Origin of the sequence: Pseudomonas sp. YJ42 (genome assembly GCF_047225135.1) — a bacterium.
In the GTDB taxonomy this organism is placed as follows: Bacteria; Pseudomonadota; Gammaproteobacteria; order Pseudomonadales; family Pseudomonadaceae; genus Stutzerimonas; species Stutzerimonas stutzeri_E.
The window spans coordinates 2051867-2072434 of record NZ_CP178378.1 but is presented as its reverse complement, the minus strand read 5'-3'; the positions used below and the strand labels follow the sequence as shown (position 1 = coordinate 2072434).

General features: G+C 62.7%; 22 protein-coding genes and 1 pseudogene. 8 read left to right on the top strand and 15 right to left on the bottom strand.

Going from position 1 to position 20568, the window contains the following annotated elements; all coding sequences use genetic code 11:
* Positions 1–241: 241 nt before the first annotated feature.
* The 3 genes from ubiU to ubiT are packed head-to-tail and all read left to right on the top strand — an operon-like array spanning position 242 to position 2630.
* Positions 242–1237 carry a ubiquinone anaerobic biosynthesis protein UbiU gene (ubiU, locus tag ACL0K2_RS09350; protein WP_045163586.1) on the top strand — a complete coding sequence of 332 codons (996 nt, stop codon included), beginning with the start codon at positions 242–244 and terminating at the stop codon, positions 1235–1237.
* A gap of 14 nt (positions 1238–1251) precedes the next feature.
* Positions 1252–2142, top strand: coding sequence for a U32 family peptidase (locus ACL0K2_RS09345; RefSeq protein ID WP_045163585.1), 891 nt, complete (start codon positions 1252–1254; stop codon positions 2140–2142).
* A complete protein-coding gene (ubiT, locus tag ACL0K2_RS09340) occupies positions 2136–2630 on the top strand; it encodes a ubiquinone anaerobic biosynthesis accessory factor UbiT (protein ID WP_413044276.1) in 495 nt (164 codons plus the stop codon). Before ACL0K2_RS09345 ends, ubiT begins: the two co-directional genes overlap by 7 nt.
* Before the next feature lie 117 nt (positions 2631–2747).
* Here ubiT and ACL0K2_RS09335 read toward each other — a convergent pair whose 3' ends face one another.
* Both ACL0K2_RS09335 and ACL0K2_RS09330 read right to left on the bottom strand, forming a co-directional pair.
* Complete coding sequence (locus ACL0K2_RS09335) at positions 2748–3131, bottom strand: putative zinc-binding protein (RefSeq protein ID WP_413044275.1); 384 nt, start codon at positions 3129–3131, stop codon at positions 2748–2750.
* Positions 3132–3229: 98 nt separating this feature from the next.
* Positions 3230–3907 (bottom strand): Crp/Fnr family transcriptional regulator, encoded by a 678-nt coding sequence (locus tag ACL0K2_RS09330; protein ID WP_045163582.1) that lies wholly within the window; start codon positions 3905–3907, stop codon positions 3230–3232.
* A gap of 235 nt (positions 3908–4142) precedes the next feature.
* Here ACL0K2_RS09330 and ACL0K2_RS09325 point away from each other — a divergent pair, with 235 nt between their 5' ends.
* From ACL0K2_RS09325 to ACL0K2_RS09315, 3 genes are read left to right on the top strand one after another with little or no spacing between them, the layout of a single operon-like run.
* Complete coding sequence (locus tag ACL0K2_RS09325; protein WP_413044274.1) at positions 4143–6158, top strand: ribonucleoside triphosphate reductase; 2016 nt, start codon at positions 4143–4145, stop codon at positions 6156–6158.
* A 32-nt stretch (positions 6159–6190) separates the two neighbouring features.
* The gene (gene nrdD / locus ACL0K2_RS09320) at positions 6191–6358 is read left to right on the top strand and encodes an anaerobic ribonucleoside-triphosphate reductase (protein WP_045163580.1); all 168 of its coding nucleotides are present in this window, start codon (positions 6191–6193) and stop codon (positions 6356–6358) included.
* Complete coding sequence (locus ACL0K2_RS09315) at positions 6355–7050, top strand: anaerobic ribonucleoside-triphosphate reductase activating protein (RefSeq protein WP_045163579.1); 696 nt, start codon at positions 6355–6357, stop codon at positions 7048–7050. The genes nrdD and ACL0K2_RS09315 overlap by 4 nt, the downstream gene beginning before the upstream one ends.
* A gap of 156 nt (positions 7051–7206) precedes the next feature.
* Here ACL0K2_RS09315 and ACL0K2_RS09310 read toward each other — a convergent pair whose 3' ends face one another.
* From ACL0K2_RS09310 to ACL0K2_RS09290, 5 genes are all read right to left on the bottom strand, one after another.
* Positions 7207–7665 carry a GNAT family N-acetyltransferase gene (locus tag ACL0K2_RS09310; protein ID WP_045163578.1) on the bottom strand — a complete coding sequence of 153 codons (459 nt, stop codon included), beginning with the start codon at positions 7663–7665 and terminating at the stop codon, positions 7207–7209.
* Between the two features lie 263 nt (positions 7666–7928).
* The gene (locus ACL0K2_RS09305) at positions 7929–9305 is read right to left on the bottom strand and encodes a 4Fe-4S binding protein (RefSeq protein ID WP_413044273.1); all 1377 of its coding nucleotides are present in this window, start codon (positions 9303–9305) and stop codon (positions 7929–7931) included.
* Positions 9302–10159 carry an FTR1 family iron permease gene (locus ACL0K2_RS09300; RefSeq protein WP_413044272.1) on the bottom strand — a complete coding sequence of 286 codons (858 nt, stop codon included), beginning with the start codon at positions 10157–10159 and terminating at the stop codon, positions 9302–9304. Before ACL0K2_RS09300 ends, ACL0K2_RS09305 begins: the two co-directional genes overlap by 4 nt.
* Positions 10160–10180: 21 nt before the next feature.
* A complete protein-coding gene (locus ACL0K2_RS09295) occupies positions 10181–10513 on the bottom strand; it encodes a cupredoxin domain-containing protein (RefSeq protein ID WP_413044271.1) in 333 nt (110 codons plus the stop codon).
* Between the two features lie 13 nt (positions 10514–10526).
* Entirely contained in the window at positions 10527–11060 is a 534-nt protein-coding gene (locus ACL0K2_RS09290; RefSeq protein WP_413044270.1) for an iron transporter, read from the bottom strand.
* Positions 11061–11386: 326 nt separating this feature from the next.
* Between ACL0K2_RS09290 and mdtD the strand changes: the two genes are divergently transcribed.
* Complete coding sequence (gene mdtD, locus ACL0K2_RS09285) at positions 11387–12799, top strand: multidrug transporter subunit MdtD (protein WP_239610477.1); 1413 nt, start codon at positions 11387–11389, stop codon at positions 12797–12799.
* 4 nt (positions 12800–12803) lie between these two features.
* Here the strand turns inward: mdtD and ACL0K2_RS09280 are convergent, their stop codons facing one another.
* Positions 12804–13016, bottom strand: coding sequence for a hypothetical protein (locus ACL0K2_RS09280; RefSeq protein ID WP_045163646.1), 213 nt, complete (start codon positions 13014–13016; stop codon positions 12804–12806).
* A 233-nt stretch (positions 13017–13249) separates the two neighbouring features.
* Between ACL0K2_RS09280 and ACL0K2_RS09275 the strand changes: the two genes are divergently transcribed.
* Positions 13250–13981, top strand: coding sequence for a GntR family transcriptional regulator (locus ACL0K2_RS09275; protein ID WP_045163572.1), 732 nt, complete (start codon positions 13250–13252; stop codon positions 13979–13981).
* A 44-nt stretch (positions 13982–14025) separates the two neighbouring features.
* On the opposite strand, the gene ACL0K2_RS09270 is transcribed toward ACL0K2_RS09275, so the two are convergent.
* The 7 genes and pseudogenes from ACL0K2_RS09270 to ACL0K2_RS09240 all read right to left on the bottom strand — a co-directional run bounded on the left by ACL0K2_RS09270 (position 14026) and on the right by ACL0K2_RS09240 (position 20534).
* On the bottom strand, positions 14026–14979 hold the full coding sequence (locus ACL0K2_RS09270; RefSeq protein ID WP_045163571.1) for a PDR/VanB family oxidoreductase: 954 nt from the start codon (positions 14977–14979) through the stop codon (positions 14026–14028).
* Positions 14980–15027: 48 nt separating this feature from the next.
* A complete protein-coding gene (locus tag ACL0K2_RS09265; RefSeq protein ID WP_239610480.1) occupies positions 15028–16089 on the bottom strand; it encodes an aromatic ring-hydroxylating oxygenase subunit alpha in 1062 nt (353 codons plus the stop codon).
* Between the two features lie 723 nt (positions 16090–16812).
* Positions 16813–17184: pseudogene (locus ACL0K2_RS09260) on the bottom strand (hypothetical protein); the annotation flags it as partial.
* Between the two features lie 149 nt (positions 17185–17333).
* On the bottom strand, positions 17334–18164 hold the full coding sequence (locus ACL0K2_RS09255; RefSeq protein WP_045163568.1) for an NYN domain-containing protein: 831 nt from the start codon (positions 18162–18164) through the stop codon (positions 17334–17336).
* Positions 18165–18252: 88 nt separating this feature from the next.
* Positions 18253–18711, bottom strand: a complete 459-nt coding sequence (locus ACL0K2_RS09250; RefSeq protein WP_045163567.1) for a DUF2214 family protein — start codon at positions 18709–18711, stop codon at positions 18253–18255.
* A 3-nt stretch (positions 18712–18714) separates the two neighbouring features.
* Entirely contained in the window at positions 18715–20094 is a 1380-nt protein-coding gene (locus ACL0K2_RS09245) for an MATE family efflux transporter (RefSeq protein ID WP_045163566.1), read from the bottom strand.
* 146 nt (positions 20095–20240) lie between these two features.
* Complete coding sequence (locus ACL0K2_RS09240; protein ID WP_045163565.1) at positions 20241–20534, bottom strand: hypothetical protein; 294 nt, start codon at positions 20532–20534, stop codon at positions 20241–20243.
* Between the last annotated feature and the right edge of the window lie 34 nt (positions 20535–20568).

Sequence of the window (20568 nt, the reverse complement as noted above, 5' to 3'; positions counted from 1 at the left end):
GCCGCGCGCCCATGGCGTCTCGCCCCGCGCGAACTGCATGGCATGCAGAACAACATCGACAATATCCGAATGAAGCCCAGCCCTGATTAGCTTCGAACGTCGAGCTTCGAGCGCTACCCCTCCTTGACCTTTATCAATGCCGACCTCGGGTCGTCTACCTAGACTGCCGGCTTTCCGTCCGGCCCGGACGGCGCTGCTGCCATCGGCACGGCGCGCATGAACCGCACGTCTAGGAGTTGCCATGCATTTGGTCTGTCCAGCAGGTAGCCTGCCGGCGCTGAAGGCCGCCGTCCAGCAGGGCGCCGATGCCATCTATGTCGGTTTTCGCGACGACACCAACGCCCGCCATTTCGCCGGCCTCAATCTCGATGACAAGCAGCTCGACAAGGGCCTGCAGTTGATCCGCGAGAAGGGCCGGCAGCTGTATATCGCGGTCAATACCTATGCGCAGCCCGACGGTTGGAGCCGTTGGCAGCGCGCCGTGGATCAGGCCGCCGCCATGGGCGTCGACGCACTGATCGCCGCCGACCCTGGCGTGTTGGGCTATGCCGCCAAGCGCCATCCGCAGCTCAACCTGCACTTGTCGGTGCAAGGCTCGGCGACCAATGCCGCGGCGCTGGCGTTCTACCAGCAGCGCTACAACATCAAGCGCGCCGTGCTGCCTCGGGTGCTATCGCTCAAACAGGTCAAGCAGGTCGCCGCCAGCAGCCCGGTGCCGATCGAAGTGTTCGCCTTCGGCAGCCTGTGCATCATGGCGGAGGGTCGTTGCCATCTGTCTTCATATCTCACTGGCGAATCACCGAACCTCTGCGGCGTGTGCTCGCCAGCCAAGGCAGTGCGCTGGAGCGAGGAGCCGGAAGGACTGACCTCGCGCCTCAACAACGTGCTGATCGACCGCTACGCCGAGGGCGAATCGGCCGGCTACCCGACGCTGTGCAAGGGTCGCTTCATGGTCAATGGCCAACGTTTCCACGCGCTGGAAGAACCCACCAGCCTGAACACCCTGGATCTGATCCCCGAGCTGTCCGCCATCGGCGTCACCGCGATGAAGATCGAGGGCCGCCAGCGCAGCCCGGCCTATGTCGAGCAGGTCACCCGGGTCTGGCGCGCGGCGCTGGACAGCTACCTCAAGGCGCCGCAGCGCTACACGGTCGAACCCGGCTGGCGGCAGGTGCTGGACGGCCTCTCCGAAGGCTCGCAAACCACCCTGGGTGCCTACCACCGGGCTTGGCAATGAACGAGGAGTCACCCATGAAACTTTCTCTGGGCCCGGTGCTGTTCTACTGGGATCGCCAGCAGACGCTGGACTTCTACGCCAACATGGCCAGCCAGCCGCTGGATGTTATCTACCTCGGCGAAACCGTTTGCTCCAAGCGCCGCGCGCTGATGCTCGACGACTGGCTTGGTCTGGCTCGTGATCTGGCCGAAGCCTCCTCGGCGCAATTGGTATTGTCCGGCCTGACCCTGGTCGAAGCCGCTTCCGAACTGTCCAGCCTGCGTCGCCTGTGCGACAACGGCGAACTGCTGGTGGAAGCCAACGATATGGGTGCGGTGCAGCTGATGTCCGAACGCAAGTTGCCCTTCGTCGGCGGCCCGGCGCTGAATCTCTACAACGGCCATGCGCTGGCCGAGCTGGTGGCCAGCGGCATGAGCCGCTGGGTGCCGCCGGTGGAAGCCTCCGGCAAGCTGATCAAGAGCGCCCGCGCGCAGCTGCAGGAGCTGGACGTCACGCTGCCGGAAATCGAGATATTCGCCTACGGGCACCTGCCGCTGGCCTATTCGGCGCGCTGCTTCACCGCCCGCGCCGAGAACCGGCCGAAGGATGACTGTCAGTTCTGCTGCCAGAACTACCCCGAGGGCATTCCGTTGCTCAGCCAGGAAGGTGAGGCGCTGTTCACCATCAATGGCATCCAGACGATGTCGGCCTCGGTCAGCAACCTGCTGGCCGACTATGTCGGGCTGGTCGACACTGGCGCCGATCTGTTGCGCCTGAGCCCTCGCGCTGCCGGCATGGAAGAGGTGATCGGCGCCTTCGATGCGGTGCGCAAGGGCGCGCCGCCGCCGCTGGCGGTGGATGGCTGCAATGGTTATTGGCATGGCCAGCCGGGCATGCTGCGTGCCGAGGAGGCCGGATTATGTTGAGCCCGCGTGGCCATCTGGTGAATCTCGGTGGGCGGCTGCTGCCGCTCGCCGCCAAGACGCCGTTCCTGTTGCAGCGTCTGGCGCTGGAGCGCAGCCTCAATCAGGTATTCGCCGAAGCGCTGAGTGACGGTGCCTTCGATGTGCTGGACGATCGCTGGTTGAAGCTCGAAGTCGCCGACCTCGGTCTCGCCTGGTGCCTGACCTGCGAGCGCGAGCAGCTGCGCATCGCCGCGCAGGTGCCAGTGGAGGTGACGATTCGCGGCAACTGGCGTGAGTTCCTGCTGTTGGCCAGCCGTCAGGAAGACCCGGATACGCTGTTCTTCCGTCGCCGGCTGGTCATCGAAGGCGATACCGAGCTGGGCCTGGCGATCAAGAACCTGATCGACAGCCTCGACCCCGACTCGCTGCCGAGCTGGCTGTGGAAACTGCTGCAGGGCGCCGGCGAAGAAGTGGCCGCGGCCGGGCGGGCCCAGGCGGCTGGTGCCTGATCCGACTAGCAGTGCTAGGGGTGCGGCGTTGGTCAAGGTGGTCTTCAGTGTTGCGCCGTAGGATGGGCTCAGTCCGCCGCCCTGGCTGATCGAGTCGCCGACCAGCGATGTGTGGTTTCACCCCGCGCGCCGCTGCATCCGATCGCTGGCGATGATGGCCTTCATGTCCACGAACAACGCGTCGGCTTCGGCCTCCGAGCAGTCCTCGCGATAGCGCTTGCGCAAGCCGTAGCTGCTGAGCGTGATATGGACATCGGCGGTCACTTCGTGGAGCGCCAGGCAGGCTTGTACGCAATGCAGCGGGCAGCCGTCGATCGCCAGAATCGGTCGGCCCGAGTTGGCCTTGTTGACCAGCGAGCTGACTCTTCCGCCGACACCGGCAATGCAGGACATTTCTGCCAGCCCGGCACGATCGAGGCGCACCGCGAGGGTGTTGGCCAGCTGCGCCACGTTCGAGCAGCCTGAACAGGCGTACACCAAGGGTAGGCGCGACGTCGACATGCTGTTCTCCCGATCCGATAGGTCTGTCGGCAAGTATCCAAGCCTGGCGGATCTCTGCCTTTGACGATCATCAAGAAGCTGGGGCGATTGGTCGCAGGTCACTCCTGATAGGCAGCCAGGCCTTGATTGTCCAGGATCTCGATGCGGCGGCGTTGCACGCTGATCATTCCCGACTCCATCAGCCGGTGCAGGATGCGCGAAAAGGTTTCCGGCTGTATGCCCAACTTGGAGGCGATCAGGCGTTTGGGCACGTCCAGCGTGACCACGCCGCTGTCGTCCGCCTGTGACTGATAGAGAAAGCGCACCACGCGATGGCTGGCGTTGGCCAGGGTAAGGGTGTCGATTTCGTTCATGCGCTGATGCAGACGGATACTGAGCGTGGCGAGGATGTCCAGGCAGATGCTCGGGTGCTCCTCCAGCATGCGCCGATAGTGCGGGCCATGCAGGCTGGCGATGAGGCTGGCCTTGAGCGCCGTGGCACTGACCGGGTAATTCGGCGCGCCGGTGAACAACAGCGCTTCGGCGAAAGATTCGCCGCTGCGAATGACCTCCACCAGTTTCTCCTGGCCGTCGCAGACTACGCGATGCAATTTCACCTGACCGCTGAACAGAAAGTAGAAGCGCTCGGCCTTGTCGCCCTGGTGAAACAGCGAAGCGCCAGCGGGCAAACGCTTGAGATTGGCCGACGCACAGACCTCCTGCATCGCCGCCTCGGGCAGCCGGCTGAACAAGTGATGGCGGCGAAGCTCCGCAACAAGGGATGTTTCGGTGAGCATGGTTCCTCCGCCGGTACGCGTCCGGGATTGTTCGAAGCTGCATCCTAGAAGTCCCGGTGGTCGCGCTTCCTTGACCTCGGACAAGATCGTCCGCCGCGGTTGGCTAGGCCAGATGTTGAAAAAACACCGAGGACGAATTGACGATGGTCAATTCGTTCCAGGCCTCGATTCTCTACATTCACACCATCTTGTGTTTTTGGATTTTTTGCTTACTACATATGGTGATGGAGGGGTGATGCTCAGGCTTGAGGAGGTGAACCATCCTGTCTCGCTGCGCAAGCGCGATGGGCGGCTGGTAGCGTTCGAACTGGACAAGATTGGCGCCGCAATCGAGGCGGCCGGTCTGGCCACGGGTGAATTCGACCAGACCGCTGCCCAGGCGCTGGCTGCCCAGGTGCTGACGCGCTTGCAGCAGCGGGTGGTAGCGGTGGAGCAGGCGCAGGATGCCGTCGAACGCGTACTGATGGAGGCGGGGCATTACGCGACTGCCCGCGCTTATATCGTCTACCGGGAGCAGCATGGCCGGCTGCGCCGCGACCACAAGGCGATCGTCGATGTCGCCGCCTCGATGAACGAGTACCTGTCTCGTGAAGACTGGCGCGTACGGGCCAACGCCAATCAGGGCTATTCGCTGGGCGGTCTGATCCTCAACGTGTCGGGCAAGGTCACCGCCAATTACTGGCTGGACGAGGTCTACAGTTCGGAAATCGGTACCGCGCATCGCGAAGGCGATCTGCACATCCACGATCTGGACATGCTGGCCGGCTACTGTGCCGGTTGGTCGCTGCGCACCCTGCTCAACGAAGGATTCAACGGCATTCCCGGCCGGGTCGAGGCGGGGCCTCCCAAACACCTGTCGAGTGCGCTGGGGCAGATGGTCAACTTCCTCGGCACGCTGCAGAACGAGTGGGCCGGCGCGCAAGCCTTCAGTTCCTTCGATACCTACCTCGCGCCGTTCGTGCGCAAGGACAATCTGGGCTTTGCCGAGATCCGCCAGGCCATTCAGGAATTCATCTACAACCTCAATGTGCCGTCGCGCTGGGGCACCCAGACGCCGTTCACCAATCTGACGTTCGACTGGGTCTGCCCGGAAGATCTGCGCGAGCAGATCCCCTATATCGGTGGTGAAGAGATGCCGTTCGCCTATGGCGAGCTGCAGGCCGAAATGGAGCTGATCAACCGCGCCTACATCGAGGTCATGCAGGCGGGCGACGGACTTGGTCGGGTGTTCACCTTCCCTATACCGACCTACAACATCACCCATGATTTCCCCTGGGACAGCGAGAACGCCGATCGCCTGTTCGAGATGACTGCGCGCTACGGGCTGCCGTACTTCCAGAACTTCCTCAATTCCGACATGCAGCCCAATCAGGTGCGCTCGATGTGCTGCCGGCTGCAGCTGGATGTGCGCGAGTTGCTCAAGCGAGGCGGTGGCCTGTTCGGTTCGGCCGAGCAGACCGGTTCCCTCGGCGTGGTGACGATCAACTGCGCGCGCCTCGGCTATCTACATGCCGGCGACTGGTCCGGGTTGCTCGAGCATCTCGATGCGCTACTGGAAATGGCCATGCAGAGCCTGGAGATCAAGCGCAAGGTGATTCAGCATCACATGGACGCCGGGCTCTATCCCTACACCAAGCGCTACCTGGGCACCCTGCGCAATCATTTTTCAACCGTCGGTGTGAACGGCCTGCACGAAATGGTGCGCAACTTCACGGAGGATGCCGAAGGGCTGCATACATCGGCGGGGCGGCAGCTTGCGATCGACTTGCTCGACCATGTGCGTGCGGTGCTGGTGCGCTTCCAGGAGCAGACCGGTCACCTCTACAACCTCGAAGCGACGCCGGCCGAGGGCACCACCTACCGGTTCGCCAAGGAAGACCGAAAGCGCTTCCCGGACATCTTGCAGGCAGGTTCGGCGGATGCACCGTACTACACCAATTCCTCGCAGCTGCCGGTGGGCTTCACCGATGACCCCTTCGAGGCCCTGGCGTTGCAGGACGAGCTGCAGACCAAATACACCGGCGGCACCGTGCTGCACCTGTACATGGCCGAGCAGATCTCGTCGGCGCAGGCCTGCAAGAACCTGGTGCGCAAGGCGCTCGGTCGGTTCCGGCTGCCTTACCTGACCATCACCCCGACGTTTTCCATCTGCCCGGTCCACGGCTACCTGAGCGGCGAACACGAGTTCTGCCCGAAGTGCGACGAGGTATTGATTGCCAAGCGGCGGGCCGAATGCCCCTGCACGGCGTGACACGAGTTCTAACCAACCCAGAGGAGCGACACATGACCCAAGCCACCCAACTGCCCGAAGCCCAACGCCAGCGCTGCGAAGTCTGGACCCGTGTGATGGGTTATCACCGCCCGGTAACCGCCTTCAACCCGGGCAAGCAGTCGGAGCACCGGGAGCGCAGGCACTTCACTGAACAGGCGGCGCGAGTGACCGTTGCGTGAACGCAGCGCTTCGGGTCGGGGGGCTGGTCCCCCTGACCACATTGGATTTTCCAGACCATCTCGCCTGCGTGCTGTTCTGCCAAGGTTGCGGCTGGCGCTGTCGCTACTGCCATAACCCCGGGCTGATTCCAGCCTGTGGGGAGCAGGAAAAGCCTTGGGACGGGATTCTCGATTTTCTTCGGGAACGAGTCGGACTACTCGAAGCGGTCGTTTTCAGCGGCGGCGAGCCGACCCTGCAATTGGCGCTACCCGAGGCGATTGCCGAGGTGCGCGCGATGGGTTTCAAGATCGGCCTGCACAGCGCTGGCATCAAACCCAGGTTGTTCCGTCAGGTGCTATCGCTGGTGGATTGGGTGGGCTTCGACGTCAAGGCCCTGCCGGAGCACAGCATGCTGATCACCGGAGTCGAAGGCAGCGGCAAAGCCAACTGGAAAAGCCTTGAGCACTTGCTGGAAAGCGGTGTTGCCCACGAATGCCGGACCACCGTGCATTGGCAGCTGTTTGATGCCGACCACCTCTGGGACCTGGCCCAGCGTCTTCGCGCCCTGGGTGTCGAGCGCTTTGCGGTGCAGTGCGTGCGCACCGCCAGGATGTTCGACAACACCCTGCCCGACAGCCGCGCGCCCTATGACCAGCAAAAACTCTGGGATCGGCTGGGGATGCTGTTTCCGTCGTTCGTGCTGCGAGGGTGACGTCAAGCCTCTTCGCAGCATTCCGGCTCCCTCCGGATGCTTCGGGGCTGGCAACGATAACGACTCGTGGCGAGCGAACTTGCTCGCGATCAGGGTGAGCATCGGAGGTTTTGTATCAAGCCGGTGCTGGCGATTCCTGAGCGGCGTTTAGGCGTGTTACTCACGCTTCCGGCGCATGCCGATGTGCGGGATCCCGTCCTCGACATACACCTCGCCCACCGGGTCGAAGCCGTAACGCCTGTAATAGCCTTGCAGGTGGGCCTGGGCGGACAGGAAGATCGAGTGCCCCGGCCATTGTTTCTCCGCATGGTCGAGTGCATGCACCATCATTTCATGGCCGATGCCCTGACCGCGGGCCGAGGGCGCGGTCACGACGCGGCCAATGACCACGTCGCCATCATGCTGGATAGGGGCGAGCAGGCGCAGGTAGGCCGCTAATTGCTCGTCGCGCCAGGCCATCAGGTGGCAGGTGTCGCCTATCAGGTCCTGGCCATCAACATCCAGGTACACGCATTGTTGCTCGACTACGAAGACGTCCGCGCGCAGGCGCAGGATGGCATAGAGTTCTTGCGTGCTGAGTTGGGTGTGGTGTTTGCAGATCCAGTTGATTGACATGACGCCGACTCGTAGAAAATACCTGCGCTGATACTAAACGTATCCCACGCCAAACGCTGTCGACAGTCCCTGCAAGCAGCAAGCAGCCTCCCCGACGCCCTGCGTGAGCGGGTCGGACTGCTGGAAGCCGTCGGCGTTGGCACTCGCTCTTGCAGGAGCGAGCCTTGCTTGCGATCAGGGCGAGTATCAGAGGGTCCGCTTTGTTTCCGAATGCGGCTGGGATCGCCAAAAGAAGGCTGGGCGGAGCCCGACAGGGCGCCTGTTCAGCTCCAACCCCAGAACTGCAAATACCAGCCGTAACCCACCACCGCAGTCGCCAGTCCCACGCAACCTAACGCACTGAGCCGTCGCAGGCCATTGGCCCCATGGCGGCTGATTACCCGCCACGCCAAGTACAGGCTCCAGCCGATAGCACCGGCCAGGAGCAGTGCGCGGGTCGGCTGTGCCCAGGCGAGGATGAACCCTTCGTAGCGCAACAGCTTGATGGTGGTCGCCGAGAGGCCGAGAAACAGCCCAGCACCACCCAGGGGCGTGAGCGCAAGCGCGAGGTGTTGGAAAACCTCATCGCGGCGGTTCATCAAGCGCACTGCGCCACGCAACAGCAACCACAGCGCACCACCGATCAGCAGCGAGCTGGCACCGATGTAGGTAAGGATGGCTGCACCATCGAGCCAGGTGAAGGCGTCGTTGACCTGCGGATAGTGGGTCAGCAGCCACCAGGGCGCGTTGGCCTCCAGCGGCCAGAAGATGTCGCGATCGACCAGCCACTCGGCGGCGGTCTGCTTGAGGGTGATGAACCAGGGACTGACCGTCCATTGGAAGGCGCCCATGGCCAGGCCGATCATGCCGAATAGCAGCAGCGTACTGTCCCAATGGCCGTGCTGCGGCTGGTTGCCGACGATGAGGATTTCATCGTTGGGCGAACGGGCGGCGAGGGCGACGGCCCCACGTTGGCCACTGCAGCGACCGCAGGCGTGGCATTCGCTGTTTCCCTGCATGCGGCGGATGTCGATCAGCAGCGCGCAGTTGGGGGTCGCCAGCTTCGGTCCTTGGTTGGCCTGCCAGCGTTGCTCGTCGACCCTGTAGTGCATCGGCGCCAGACGCGCGAGCAAGCCGAACACACCGCTCACCGGACACAGGTGGCGGCACCAGACGCGTTTGCCGCGTCCGTAGAGGAAGCCGACGATCATCGCCGCGACGGTGGAGCCGCCGAGGATCAATGCGGCGGCCCGACCATAGTCATAGACGCTGATCAGCTGGCCGTAGACGGTGGTCAGCACGAAGGCGATGGTCGGCCAGCCGCTCCAGCGGATCCACTGCGGCGTGCGCTTGTTCAGCCCGCGCCAGCTGATCCATTCGCTGAGCGCGCCTTCCGGGCAGAGCACGCCGCACCAGAGTCGGCCGAAAATCACCATCGACAGCAACACGAACGGCCACCACAGCCCCCAGAACAGGAACTGCGCGAACACCGTGATGTTGTCCAGCATGCGTGCCTCGGAAGGCGGCAGCGAAAGCACGGCGGGCACCAGCAACAGGACCAGATAGAAGCCGACCACCAGCCACTGGATCAGGCGGATGGTCTTGGCATGCTGGCGCAGCAGGTCGCCGATACGCGCCAGCCAGGGAGCGTTGGCTATCATGCTGGATGCGCCTCCAGACGAGCCTCCGCCTTCGGCCGCAACCAGGCCCAGACGGCCAGCCAGTACAAGGCCATGAGAATGACCGCCGCCAGCGAAGGCATTGCTCGGTAGCCGGTCAGCCCGGCGATGGTGCTGCCCAGGGTGCCGCCGTCATCGAGCAGGACGGAGGTGTCCCATAGCGGATCGCCGAAGGCTGTATAGAACAGTTCCGGTACGTCCATGCCCATCAGTTGACCGCTGAAACGGTCGAGTCCGGCCATCAGCAGGGCGGCGCCGAGCAACAGCAGCAAGGCTTCGCTGATCTTGAAGAAGCGTTTCCAGGAGAAGAACCGGCTGCCCGCCTGCAGTGCGGCGTAGCTGAGCAGTGCCAGGCCGAAACCGAGCAGACCGCCAATGACGAAGCTGGTCAGGTCCATGCCCTGTTGCTGATGGCCGATGCCGTACAAGAAGACCACCGTCTCGCTGCCTTCACGCGCCACGGCAAGCATGGCCAACACCAGCAGTCCGACACCGTTGCCCTGGCTCAGCTGTGTGCTGGCGCTGTCGATCAGATTGCGTTTTAGATCGCGTCCGTGATGATGCATCCAGCCGACCATCTGCAGGATCAGCACGCTGGCAACCAGCAGCATGGCGCACTGGAACCATTCGCCCGCCGGGCCGGCCAGCCAGTCCCCGGCGCTGAGGATGCCCCAGGCCAGCAACGTCGCCAGGCCAAGGCCTGCGCCCACACCAGCCCAGAGCATACGCAGCGCGTGGCGATTGCCGGGTTGCTGGCTCAGCCAGGCGTGCAGAATGCCGATGACGAGCAGCGCCTCGACGCTTTCGCGCCAGACGATGAACATTGATTGGCCCATGTCGCTTCTCCTGTGAAGGAACTACTTGGCGATGATTTCCCCTTCCGGGAGGTCCATGTGGAACTCATCGAAGAAGGGGTAGCGGCCCGGCTTGAGCGGATGAATCACGACAAACGAGGTGACGCCGGGCGAGAGGACCTTTTCCACCCGCAGCGGCGTGCTTTCGAACTCGGTCGGCCCGCTGCCGGCATTGATGACGACGATCTTGAAGCGCTGGCGAGCCGGCACTTCGATTGTCGCCGGCTCGAAATGGCCGTCACGGATGGTCAGTTCGTAGGTGGGCAACCCGGCTTGGGCGCCGCCGGCGAAACCGGCAGCGAGCAGGGCGAGGGTAGGGAGCAGGGTGCCTCGCATGCTGACCTCCGACTCAATAGCCGCCTTTCTTGCCGATGCCGGCGTAGGTGAACTCGTAGTTCAGCTTGCAGGTCTCGAACCAGGGCGCGACTCCGGTTTCCTTGTCCACGTGACGGCCGAACATGCTGTGCTTGCCATCCGGCGGCGAGATGGTGAAAGTCAGCTGGTACTTGCCCGGCCCCATCAGCTTGACGTTGTCGCCGTAGTGCGGGCCGTCGTTGGCAACCATCGGGTGGAAGTCACCCTCGATTTTCTCATCCGAGCCTTTCTTGGTCAGCGCGTAGCTGATGTTCAGGTAGGAGACGAAGCTGCCTTCCTGCCAGCCGTTGGGGTTGTTTTCCGTAGCGGAGATATCGGCTTCCAGGTGCACGTCGGATTTGGCCGCGTCGAGCATCATTCCGGCCGGCTCCATTTCGACTGGCTGCAGGTACACGGCACCGACTTCCATACCGCCGCATTGCTGCGGTTCGCCGATGGGGTATTCCTTGGCCTGAGCGAGGGGAGTGAGTAGCAACGAAGCAACGGCGAGGGTGGCAGGAATGCGCATGAAGCCTCCGAAGAGCAGAGATGGAATGTGTGGAGAGGTTCGCACCTGTGATACTTAACGATAATGATTCGCGTCAATTCTGATCGAAATACTTTGTTACGTATAGCCCGAATGGGTTGTGTCCGACGCTCCACAGAGCCTGGATGCTCCGCGTGCTGTGTCCTGGAGCCGTTGGGTGCGTTGAGTTGTCGCACCGGGGTGGGCGCTGAAGTGGTTGGCCTCGGCATGCCAGGGCAGCCCTGTCCGGAGTGTTTATGAGGCTCGATAAAAGCTGCGGGAGATATCGTTAGCGGCCTACCATATGTATTTTCGAGTCGGGGAATTCTATGCCTCAAGCCATCGCACTGGATGCTCGATCCGCCCGTGTATTGCCCTGGCTGGTCGCCATCGCGTTCTTCATGCAGACCCTCGATGGCACCATTCTCAACACGGCGCTGCCCGCAATGGCCCGTGACCTGGCCGAGGACCCGCTGCGCATGCAGGGCGTGGTCATTGCTTACATGCTCACCGTGGCACTGCTGATTCCAGCGTCCGGATGGGTGGCGGATCGCTTCGGCACTCGACGCATCTTTTTCTCGGCCATCGTGTTGTTCACGCTCGGCTCGTTGCTCTGCGCGATGAGTGCGAGCTTCAATCAGCTGGTAATGGCTCGCGTGGTGCAGGCTATCGGGGGCGCGCTGATGCTTCCGGTCGGGCGTCTGGTGGTGCTGCGCGCCTATCCGCGCAGCGAGTTCGTGCGGGTGATGACCTTCATTGCGTTACCGGGCATGGTCGGTCCGCTGATCGGCCCGACCCTCGGTGGTTGGCTAGTGGAATACGCCTCCTGGCACTGGATATTCCTGATCAACCTGCCAGTCGGGTTGGTTGGCTGCATCGCCGCGCTTCGCTTCATGCCCGATCTGAAGAGCAGTGAGCGGATGCGTTTCGATACGGTCGGCTTTTTGCTGTTTGGTGGCTCGATGGTGCTGATCACCATTGCGCTCGAAGGCCTGGGGGAAATGCAGATGCCTCACGCCCGCGTTCTATTATTAATGGTGATTGGCAGCGCTTGCCTGGCGGCCTATTGGTTGCGCGCCGGGCATGTCGACGAACCCTTGTTCAGCCCGACGTTGTTCCGCACGCGTAGTTTCGCCGTTGGCATTTTCGGTAATCTGTTCGCACGCCTAGGCAGTGGGGCGCTGCCTTTCCTGCTGCCGTTGCTGCTGCAGGTCGCACTGGGCTATTCGCCGGCGCAGGCGGGCATGAGCATGATCCCGCTGGCACTAGGTGCAATGTTGATCAAACCCCTGGCCAAACCGCTGATCGACCGGCTCGGCTACCGGCGCATCCTGGTGGGTAACACCTTGTTGCTGGGCAGTCTGATCGCGAGCCTCGCGACAATCGACGCACACACACCGACAGTGCTTCTGCTGCTGCAGCTGAGCCTGATCGGCATGGTCAATTCGATGCAGTTCACCGCGATGAACACCGTGACCCTGGTCGGGCTCAGCAACCAGAATGCCAGCAGCGGCAACAGCCTGTTATCGGTGGTGGTGCAGTTGTCGATGAGCCTGGGGGTGGCTTCGGCGGGCGCATTGCTGGGCGGCTTCACGGTCCCGGGCGCTGACGGCGAGGCCGTGCTGCAAGCGTTCCACTTGACGTTCCTGTGCATCGGCGGGATGTCGATGCTGGCCGCCACATTGTTCTTTCAGCTCGACAGCAAGCAGGTCATGGCCGCCCGACTCATCGACGACGAGTGACAGATCAGCCGATACAGAGATCGGCTTCTTCTTCCTCGGGTATTTCGTCAGTCACGATCACCCGCGCGTGGTAGTTGTTTTCTTCCTCCATGCGCAGGCCGAAATAGCGGGTGTCATGCGCATCCCAGAACGCCTCGACCTGCTCCATTGTGGCGGCCTCAAGGAGTACCTCCAGACTATGTTCCAGAACAATGGTGTAGAGTTTTTCAGAAGACATGGTTCGCAGGCTCATGCTCGGATTAGAAGGTGGCTGCTCGTCTGTAGCAGTGATGTCATTCTGACAGCTGGCGCTTTGTTATCCGTGCCCGCTCATCGCCTTACCACCGCGTTCCGCTGAACGGTCTATCGATGCGGTGGTCGCGTTTCCGGCAGATGCTTTATCCAGCCCGGCTTGAGCGCTGTTCGGCTGCGCTATGATGGCGTCCGTCAGGTCGAGGAGTGGGAAATCCCATGAGTAAGCCGGGTCAGCGGGTCTTGATCGCGCTGCGCAAGATGATCGCCTCCGGGGAATTGGTGGCGGGTGAGCGCATCGCAGAGATTCCTACGGCGCAATTGCTGGAAGTATCCCGCACGCCGGTGCGCATCGCCTTTCGCACCCTGGAACAAGAGGGCCTACTGGCCAAGAGCGCCGGGCGCGGTTACACGGTGCGCGCAGTCAGCCCCGTGGAAATTGCCGGCGCGGTCGAGGTACGCGGAGTGCTCGAGGGGCTGGCCGCGCGCCAGGCCGCCGAGCGCGGCATCGATGCCGAGGTGCGTCAGTCTCTACGCGAATGTCTGGAGCAAGGCGACCGGCTGTTCGGCAAAGGCTACGTCACGGAGGAGGATCTCGAGGCCTACCACGAGCTGAACATGCACTTCCATCAGCTGATCCTCGAAGCCAGCGGCAACCCTGCCATCGCCGACGCCCTGTCGCGCAACGACCACCTGCCGTTCGCCTCGGTCAGCTCGCTGGCGGTCGACCTGCATGATATGGCGCGCGAGTATCGCCGCTTCAATTTCGCTCATATGCAGCACCACGCGGTGTTCGACGCCTTGATCAACGGCCAGGGTGCCCGGGCCGAAGCGATCATGCGCGAGCATGCCAACGCGACTCTGCGCTACGCGGAGATCTTCGGACCGGCCAAAACCGCCAGTGAAGGGCTCAAAGTGATCCACAAGAGCCAGGCGGACGAAGCTGGATAAGCGCCAGCCTAATTCGGAAGGCGGCGGCGCCTGCGTAGTACGCTTTACAGATCCAAAACCAGCAACGGACTTTTCGCCCGCGAGCAGCAAGGGGTGAATTGGTCGTTGCGTGCCTGTTCTTCTTCGCTGAGGTAGAGATCGCGGTGTTCCGGTTCGCCGGCCAGCACGCCGGTCAGGCAGGTGCCGCAGATCCCCTGTTCGCACGACAACGGTATCAGGATGCCGGCGGCGTCAAGGGCCTCGGCCACGCTCTGGTCGGCAGGGATCTGGATGATCTGGCCGCTGCTGGCGAGCTGCACGGCGAAGCTGCCGTCGTGCGCATGGTCGACGGGCGCGGCGGCGAAATACTCGCGGTGCGCGCGTTCGTCGGCCCAGCCTTGGGCTTTGGCGGTATCCAGCACGTGGGCCATAAAGCCGCCCGGTCCGCACACGTACAGGTGTGTATCGGCGCCGGGCTCAGCCAACAGAGCGCTGGCATCGAGCCGCTGTGCGGCCGCGCCATCGTCGAAATGCAGCTGTACCCGGTCGGCGAATGGCGCTGCCCGCAAGCGGTCGAGGAAGGCTGCTCGCTCGACCGAGCGAGCGCAGTAATGCAGCTCGAAATCGGCACCGAGCTGGTGCAGACGTTCGGCCATACACAGCATCGGTGTGATTCCAATGCCGCCGGCGAACAGGAGGCTGCGTCGGGCATCTTCGGTTAGGGGAAACAGATTGCGCGGCTCACTGATTGACAGCGTCTGGCCGACCTGTATCTGCACGTGCATGGTCTGGGAGCCGCCGCGCGAAGCGGGATCCTTTAGAACGCCGATCAGGTAGCGGTGGTTTTCGTCCGGGTGGTTGCACAGCGAATACTGGCGGACCAGGCCGCCGGGCAGGTGTACGTCAATATGCGCGCCGGCCGTGAATGCGGGCAGCGGTGCGCCGTCGGCTCGGGCCAGTTCGAAACTGCAGATGTCCTCGGCCTGGTTGTGGCGCGCAATCACTATGACTTCGATCACGGTCGGCTCCTTGATCGGTAAGGGGATGGGCTATGCCGGGCCTGATGATCAGCTACTGGCGATCAGCTCGGGCAACGTGGCCTGGGTCCGTTCTGCGGCGATCAGTCGTTCAAGGATGCGCCGCGCCTGCACGCCCCCGGCGTCGATATTCAGCTTGAGCAGTTGGCGCTGCGGGTGCGCCAGCAGGTTGGCCTGCTGCTGCTCGAGCATTTGCAGATCCTCGGAGAAAATCTTGCCCTGGCCTTCGCGGATGCTTGCGGTGAGTTCCTGATCGTCGGGCTTGAAGCTGCGCGCCATGCCCCAGAAGTACCAGATTGAGGTCTCGGTCTCCGGGGTGATGAAATCCACAACGATGCTCGCCGCCTTGTCGGCCTCCGCCGCTTCGTAGCCGCCCTTGCCGGCGTGAGCCACGCCCACCTCGATCAGCACATGGCTCGGTGGGGTGAAGCGGCAGATCTGCCAGCGATCCACTGGGACGTCGTCCGCCAGGCCGTTGCCGCGCAGGGCCATGCGCCAGAACGGCGGGGCCATGATGTTTTGCATGTGCCGGCTGGTGATTACGCTGTCGCCCTCGACGGTGGTGGCCGGCGCGACCTCGTCGATTTCCTTCTGGCCGATGCTCGAGGCGTGGACATAGGTCTCGTGGGTCAGGTCCATCAGGTTGTCGATCATCAGGCGATAGTCGCAATTGATGTGGAACAGCCCGCCGCCGTAGGCCCAGTCCGGGTTGTCGGCCCATTCCAGATGGTGGATCAGTGCGGGGTCGGCCTGCTCGGCGTCGCCCGGCCAGACCCAGATGAAACCGTAGCGCTCCTCCACCGGGTAGCTGCGGATACATGGGAAGCCGCGCACGCGTTGGCCCGGCATCGCGGCGGTCTTGCCGTCGGCGCCCATACTCAGGCCGTGATAGCCGCAGATGAGTTGTCCATCTTCGACGAAACCCAAGGACAGCGGCGCGCCACGGTGCGGGCAGAAATCCTCGACCGCCGCGACCTTGCCCTGCGGGCCGCGATAGAAAGCGATTTTCTCGCCGCAGATCAGTCGGCCGAGCGGCTTCTCGGCGATCTCGTCCGGGGTGCAGGCTACATACCAAGTGTTTTTTGGAAACATGAGAGGATCTCCAGCACAGGCTGTGTTTGTTTTTATTGGATCCAATAGTTTCCTTGCTTTAGGTTGATGTCAAATAAAAGCCCGATAAATGTCCGATTATCGCCCTTATTCGGCTTAAAACGTTATGTTTTCCGGAGGGCAATAGGTGAGGTGAATTCCAATGGATCCATTATTGGATTTGTCAGATGCTCGCATCGCCGCGCTGTAAGGGCTGGTAATTAAGGTGGTTATGCGTGCAGCTATGCCGTAAGGGCTCTCCTGCAAGGGCAGGTCGCTGCCAACGAAGAACTCGGCGTTGAGGTCGGTCAGATCCGCTTCGGCGTCTTACCATTCTTCGGCGGGGTTACGGCTCAGGCGGCAGATGACGGAGCCCGTGGGGGATTCGACGGAAATGGCCGCGCAGGTGCATGAGCGGATCCAGATTCCATCCAATCAGGCTCGCAGGCATGAGGCTAGGCGTGTAGTTCAAAGGCAACGCCAGCGGAAGGCACACGGGGACTTTCACGCGCATCACAGCGCGGCGGACAGGTTCTGCCTGCCGCCATACTCCTGTGCCCGTTTTCGTGTAGTCGAGCAAACGGTGCGTCGGGGCGCTCAGCGGTCGCGGCCGGACGCTTCCCGTGATCGCACTGCTCCGTCCTCTGCGCCAGAAGCGGCAGGCGTCTCAGCCTCAGCCGGTTCGGTACTCGGCTCGCTGGACGGCACCGCCGTCGGCGTACCGACACTCTGGTTGGCGGCACGGCAGGTCAATTCCGCGAAGGGCTTGTCGGGCGAATAGTCTCCCGGTACCCGCTCGACCCGCTGGCTGTTCGAGGTAACGGTGAAAACCGGTGGGGCCGAGGTATCCGCGCGTGCTTCATCCGGCACGTGGAATTCGCAGGTCACGGTTTCTTCGCTCTTGTTCATGACCCGAACCGCCCGAATGCCCACCAGCTCGACACCAGCCTCGGCGCTCGTCGAGGTGGGCACGCCCATGGCGCTGACCTCGACATCGAGCCCGTTCAGGTGCGTGATGACCTCGGGTTTCGGTGTCTGGGCAAAGGCCATCGGCGCGCAAAGGGCCAGGCCGCAGGCGATGAGAAGTGGTTTGGTCATGGGAACCTCCTGGAGTCGTGTGTGCTTAGAAGGGTTCGATGGGCGAGGGTTCGGCGCTGGTCATTGGATTGGTTGCAAAATGATTGTGCCGCGACAGCGGCAGCGACGCTGCACATGCGATGCGGTGTGGGACCTGAATGGCTGAAAGGCTATTTGGAAGATTTGAGATTGCGTGCGTAAAGCGCCTTGCCACCGGTCGAGGTCGTCCCGCGGGATTCCAGCTCGAAGCGCTTGGGCTGGGACTTGATCAGGTCGCTGAGTTTCTTGAAGCCATAAAGCCGCGGATCGAAAGCTGGGCGGAGCTTGCTGATGTTCGAGCCCAGAAGGCCCAGTTGGACCCAATCATCTTCATCGTCGGCAATGTCGCTGAGCACCTTGGCGATGAAGTCCACCGGCACCTTCTGCGATTTGACCTGAGCGCTCTTGTCGGCGGCCTTGGTGTCTTCCTCGGTTTTTTCCGGCGCTGCCGGCGTAGGAGACTTCTCACCATTGCTGGGTGGTTCCTGAGAGGTCTTTGGTGCGTCGGCCCGGAGGATTTCGGTGTAGATGAACTTGTCGCACGCGGAGACGAACGGCGAGGGCGTCTTCTGTTCGCCAAATCCATAGACGGTCAGGCCCTCCTCGCGCAGGCGGGCGGCCAGGCGGGTGAAGTCGCTGTCGCTGGAAACCAGGCAGAAGCCATCGAAGCGCCGGGTGTAGAGCAGATCCATGGCATCGATGATCAGCGAGCTGTCCGTGGCATTTTTGCCGGAGGTATAGGCGAACTGCTGAATTGGCTGGATCGAATAATCGAGCAGTACCTTCTTCCAGCTGCCGAGGTTGGGCTTGGTCCAGTCGCCGTAGATGCGCTTGACGCTGGCGACGCCGTACTTGGCGATTTCCTCGAAAAGGCCTTCGACAATGGCCGCAGGCGCGTTGTCGGCATCGATCAGTACGGCGAGGTGAATCTGCTGGCGGGTGCTGCTGGGCTTGGCGGCCATGAGGTCGTCCCTGAGTGGGTTTGGGTCGACCTTAACGTCAGTGGCGGGGCGTCGGCCAGAGGCAATGTACGTGGTGGGGGTTCATGCCTTACTGCGCAATCACGCCGAACCCCCGCGCCATCAAGGTGGCCAACAGGGGGATCAGCAGCAGGGCAAGGAGTTCGACGCGGATGATCAGCTTCACCCATCGGGTGGTCGCTGGGCTGATGGCCGGAGGCTGGCCGGCCTTCAGCGCTGGACGCCAGCGCAGGAAAGTGACGGTGGGGTAGATGGACAACAGCGCGACGGCCACGAACACACCGATCTTGGCATGAAAGAAACTGTTGTTGAGGTAATAGTCCATGCCCTTGCCGTAGCGCATGGCGCGAGCGGCGCCGGTGATCAGTACCAGCCCGGCGACGATGCCGAATGCAATATCGGTGCGGAACAGGCTGCGAGCCCGCTCAAGACTCAGTGGTTGGCTGAACAGCTGATGCTCAAGCACCAGCAGGGCGAAGAGCAGGAAGATCGCTACGAAGTGCAGGTAGGCCGCGACGGCGTAGGCCATTTTTCAGTGTCCTTTCGATAGGGTTGCTGCGGGTGCCGCATGGGTCGAGTGGAACCATTGCCGCTGGCGCTGCAGGCGTCGGGCGATGCTGGCAAGGCAGATACCCCGCAGCAGCATGAAGGCGAGAAAGGCCAACCACAATCCATGATTGCCCATTGCTCGCAGCAGCCAGCCCAATGGTAGCGAAATCGCCACGGCAAGAAGCATCGCATTGCGCATTTCTCGCGCCCGGGTGGCGCCGATGAAGAGGCCGTCGAGCAGATAGCTCCATACGGCAACCAGGGGCAGCGCGGCGAGATAGGGCAGGTAGACGATGGCCGTTTCGCGTACTGCGGGTATATCGGTCTGCAGGCCGATGAACAGCTCGCCGCCCAGGAGAAAGAACAGGCCGAAGGCGAGGCTGGCGAGCAACGACCAGCCACCGGCTACCGTGAGGATACGGCGCAACTCGGTCCGATTCTGCGCGCCGATGGCGTGACCGCTGAGGGCTTCCACCGCATGGGCCAGCCCGTCGAGTGCATGGGCGGTGAGCATCAGACCGTTGAGCAGCAGCGCATTGGCGGCAACGGTGGCATCACCCAGGCGGGTGCCTTGCACCGTGATCAGGAAAAACACCAGTTGCAGCGCCAGCGATCGCAGGAATATGTCGCGGTTGACGGACATCAAGGGTTTCCAGCTCGCCCAGCGGCGCAGTGCGTGGCTATCCAGGCGGCCGCGATAGCGCGACAGGGCGCCACGGGTGAGCACCACGCCGATCACCACGCCGCTCCACTCGGCGATCACCGAGGCGCGTGCGGCACCGGCCACGCCCCAGTCCAGGCCGATGACGAACCAGAGATCCAGCGCGACGTTGGTCAAGTTGGTGGTCAGCAGGATCGCCAGCGGCGCACGGGCATTCTGGGTGCCGAGAAACCAGCCGATCAGCGCCAGGTTCGCCAGCGCGGCGGGCAAGCCGAACAGGCGGGTGTGGAAGTAGTGCTGGGTAAGGTCATTGAGCTCGGCCGAAGGCTGCATCAGCTGCAGCGCATAACCTTTGAGCGGCAGGGCGATCAGGCTCAGCAGCAGGGCGAATCCCAGCGCGAGTAGCAGTCCCTGCAGCAGCACCTGGCGCAACGCACCTCCGTCCTCGCGTCCCGCGGCCTGGGCGGCGAAGCCGGTGGTGCCCATGCGCAGAAAGCCCATGACCCATACCAGCAGGGTATAGAGGCTAGCGCCCACCGCGACCGATGCCAGCTGATGAGCATGCGGCAAATGGCCGATCACCGCGCTGTCGACCAAGGCCACCAGCGGCACGGACAGGTTGGACAGAATCATCGGCGCAGCCAGCGCCCAAACTCGTTTATGAGTGGGGACGTGCTGCCAGGCGGTCAATAGCCGTGACATGTATAGCTCCAGGACAGCGGGGCATGATACGTCGCGGCGAAGCGAGCGGCCAATCGAGGGATGAGGTGGCGGGATAAGAACACTCAGGTTTCATCGAAACGCTGAGCTGATGGTTCGCTCGCGCGTTGGCTTCCAGCTTCCAGCTGTCAGTGAATCAGCCAGCTCAACAGCCAGAGGCCCAGGAACAGATAGATCACACCGGCGATGATCGAGCGCCGGAAGAAGGCGCGAACGGCCCCGACCAGCAACATCAGGCCGATCGCCAGGGCGATCAGGCTGATCAGTGAGCGGTCCATGCCCAGGGTCCTGGACAGCCCTTCCAGGAAGTTGGCCCCGGCGTCGGCGAACAGGCTGAAAAAGCCGCTGAGTGCGTCGACGATGTAGCGAATCACTGTGCCGAGCGCCTGGCCCAACCATTCGAAAAAACTTTCCACCCGCATGGTGCTCTCCTGCCGTGATCGGAGCTGCAAGCGC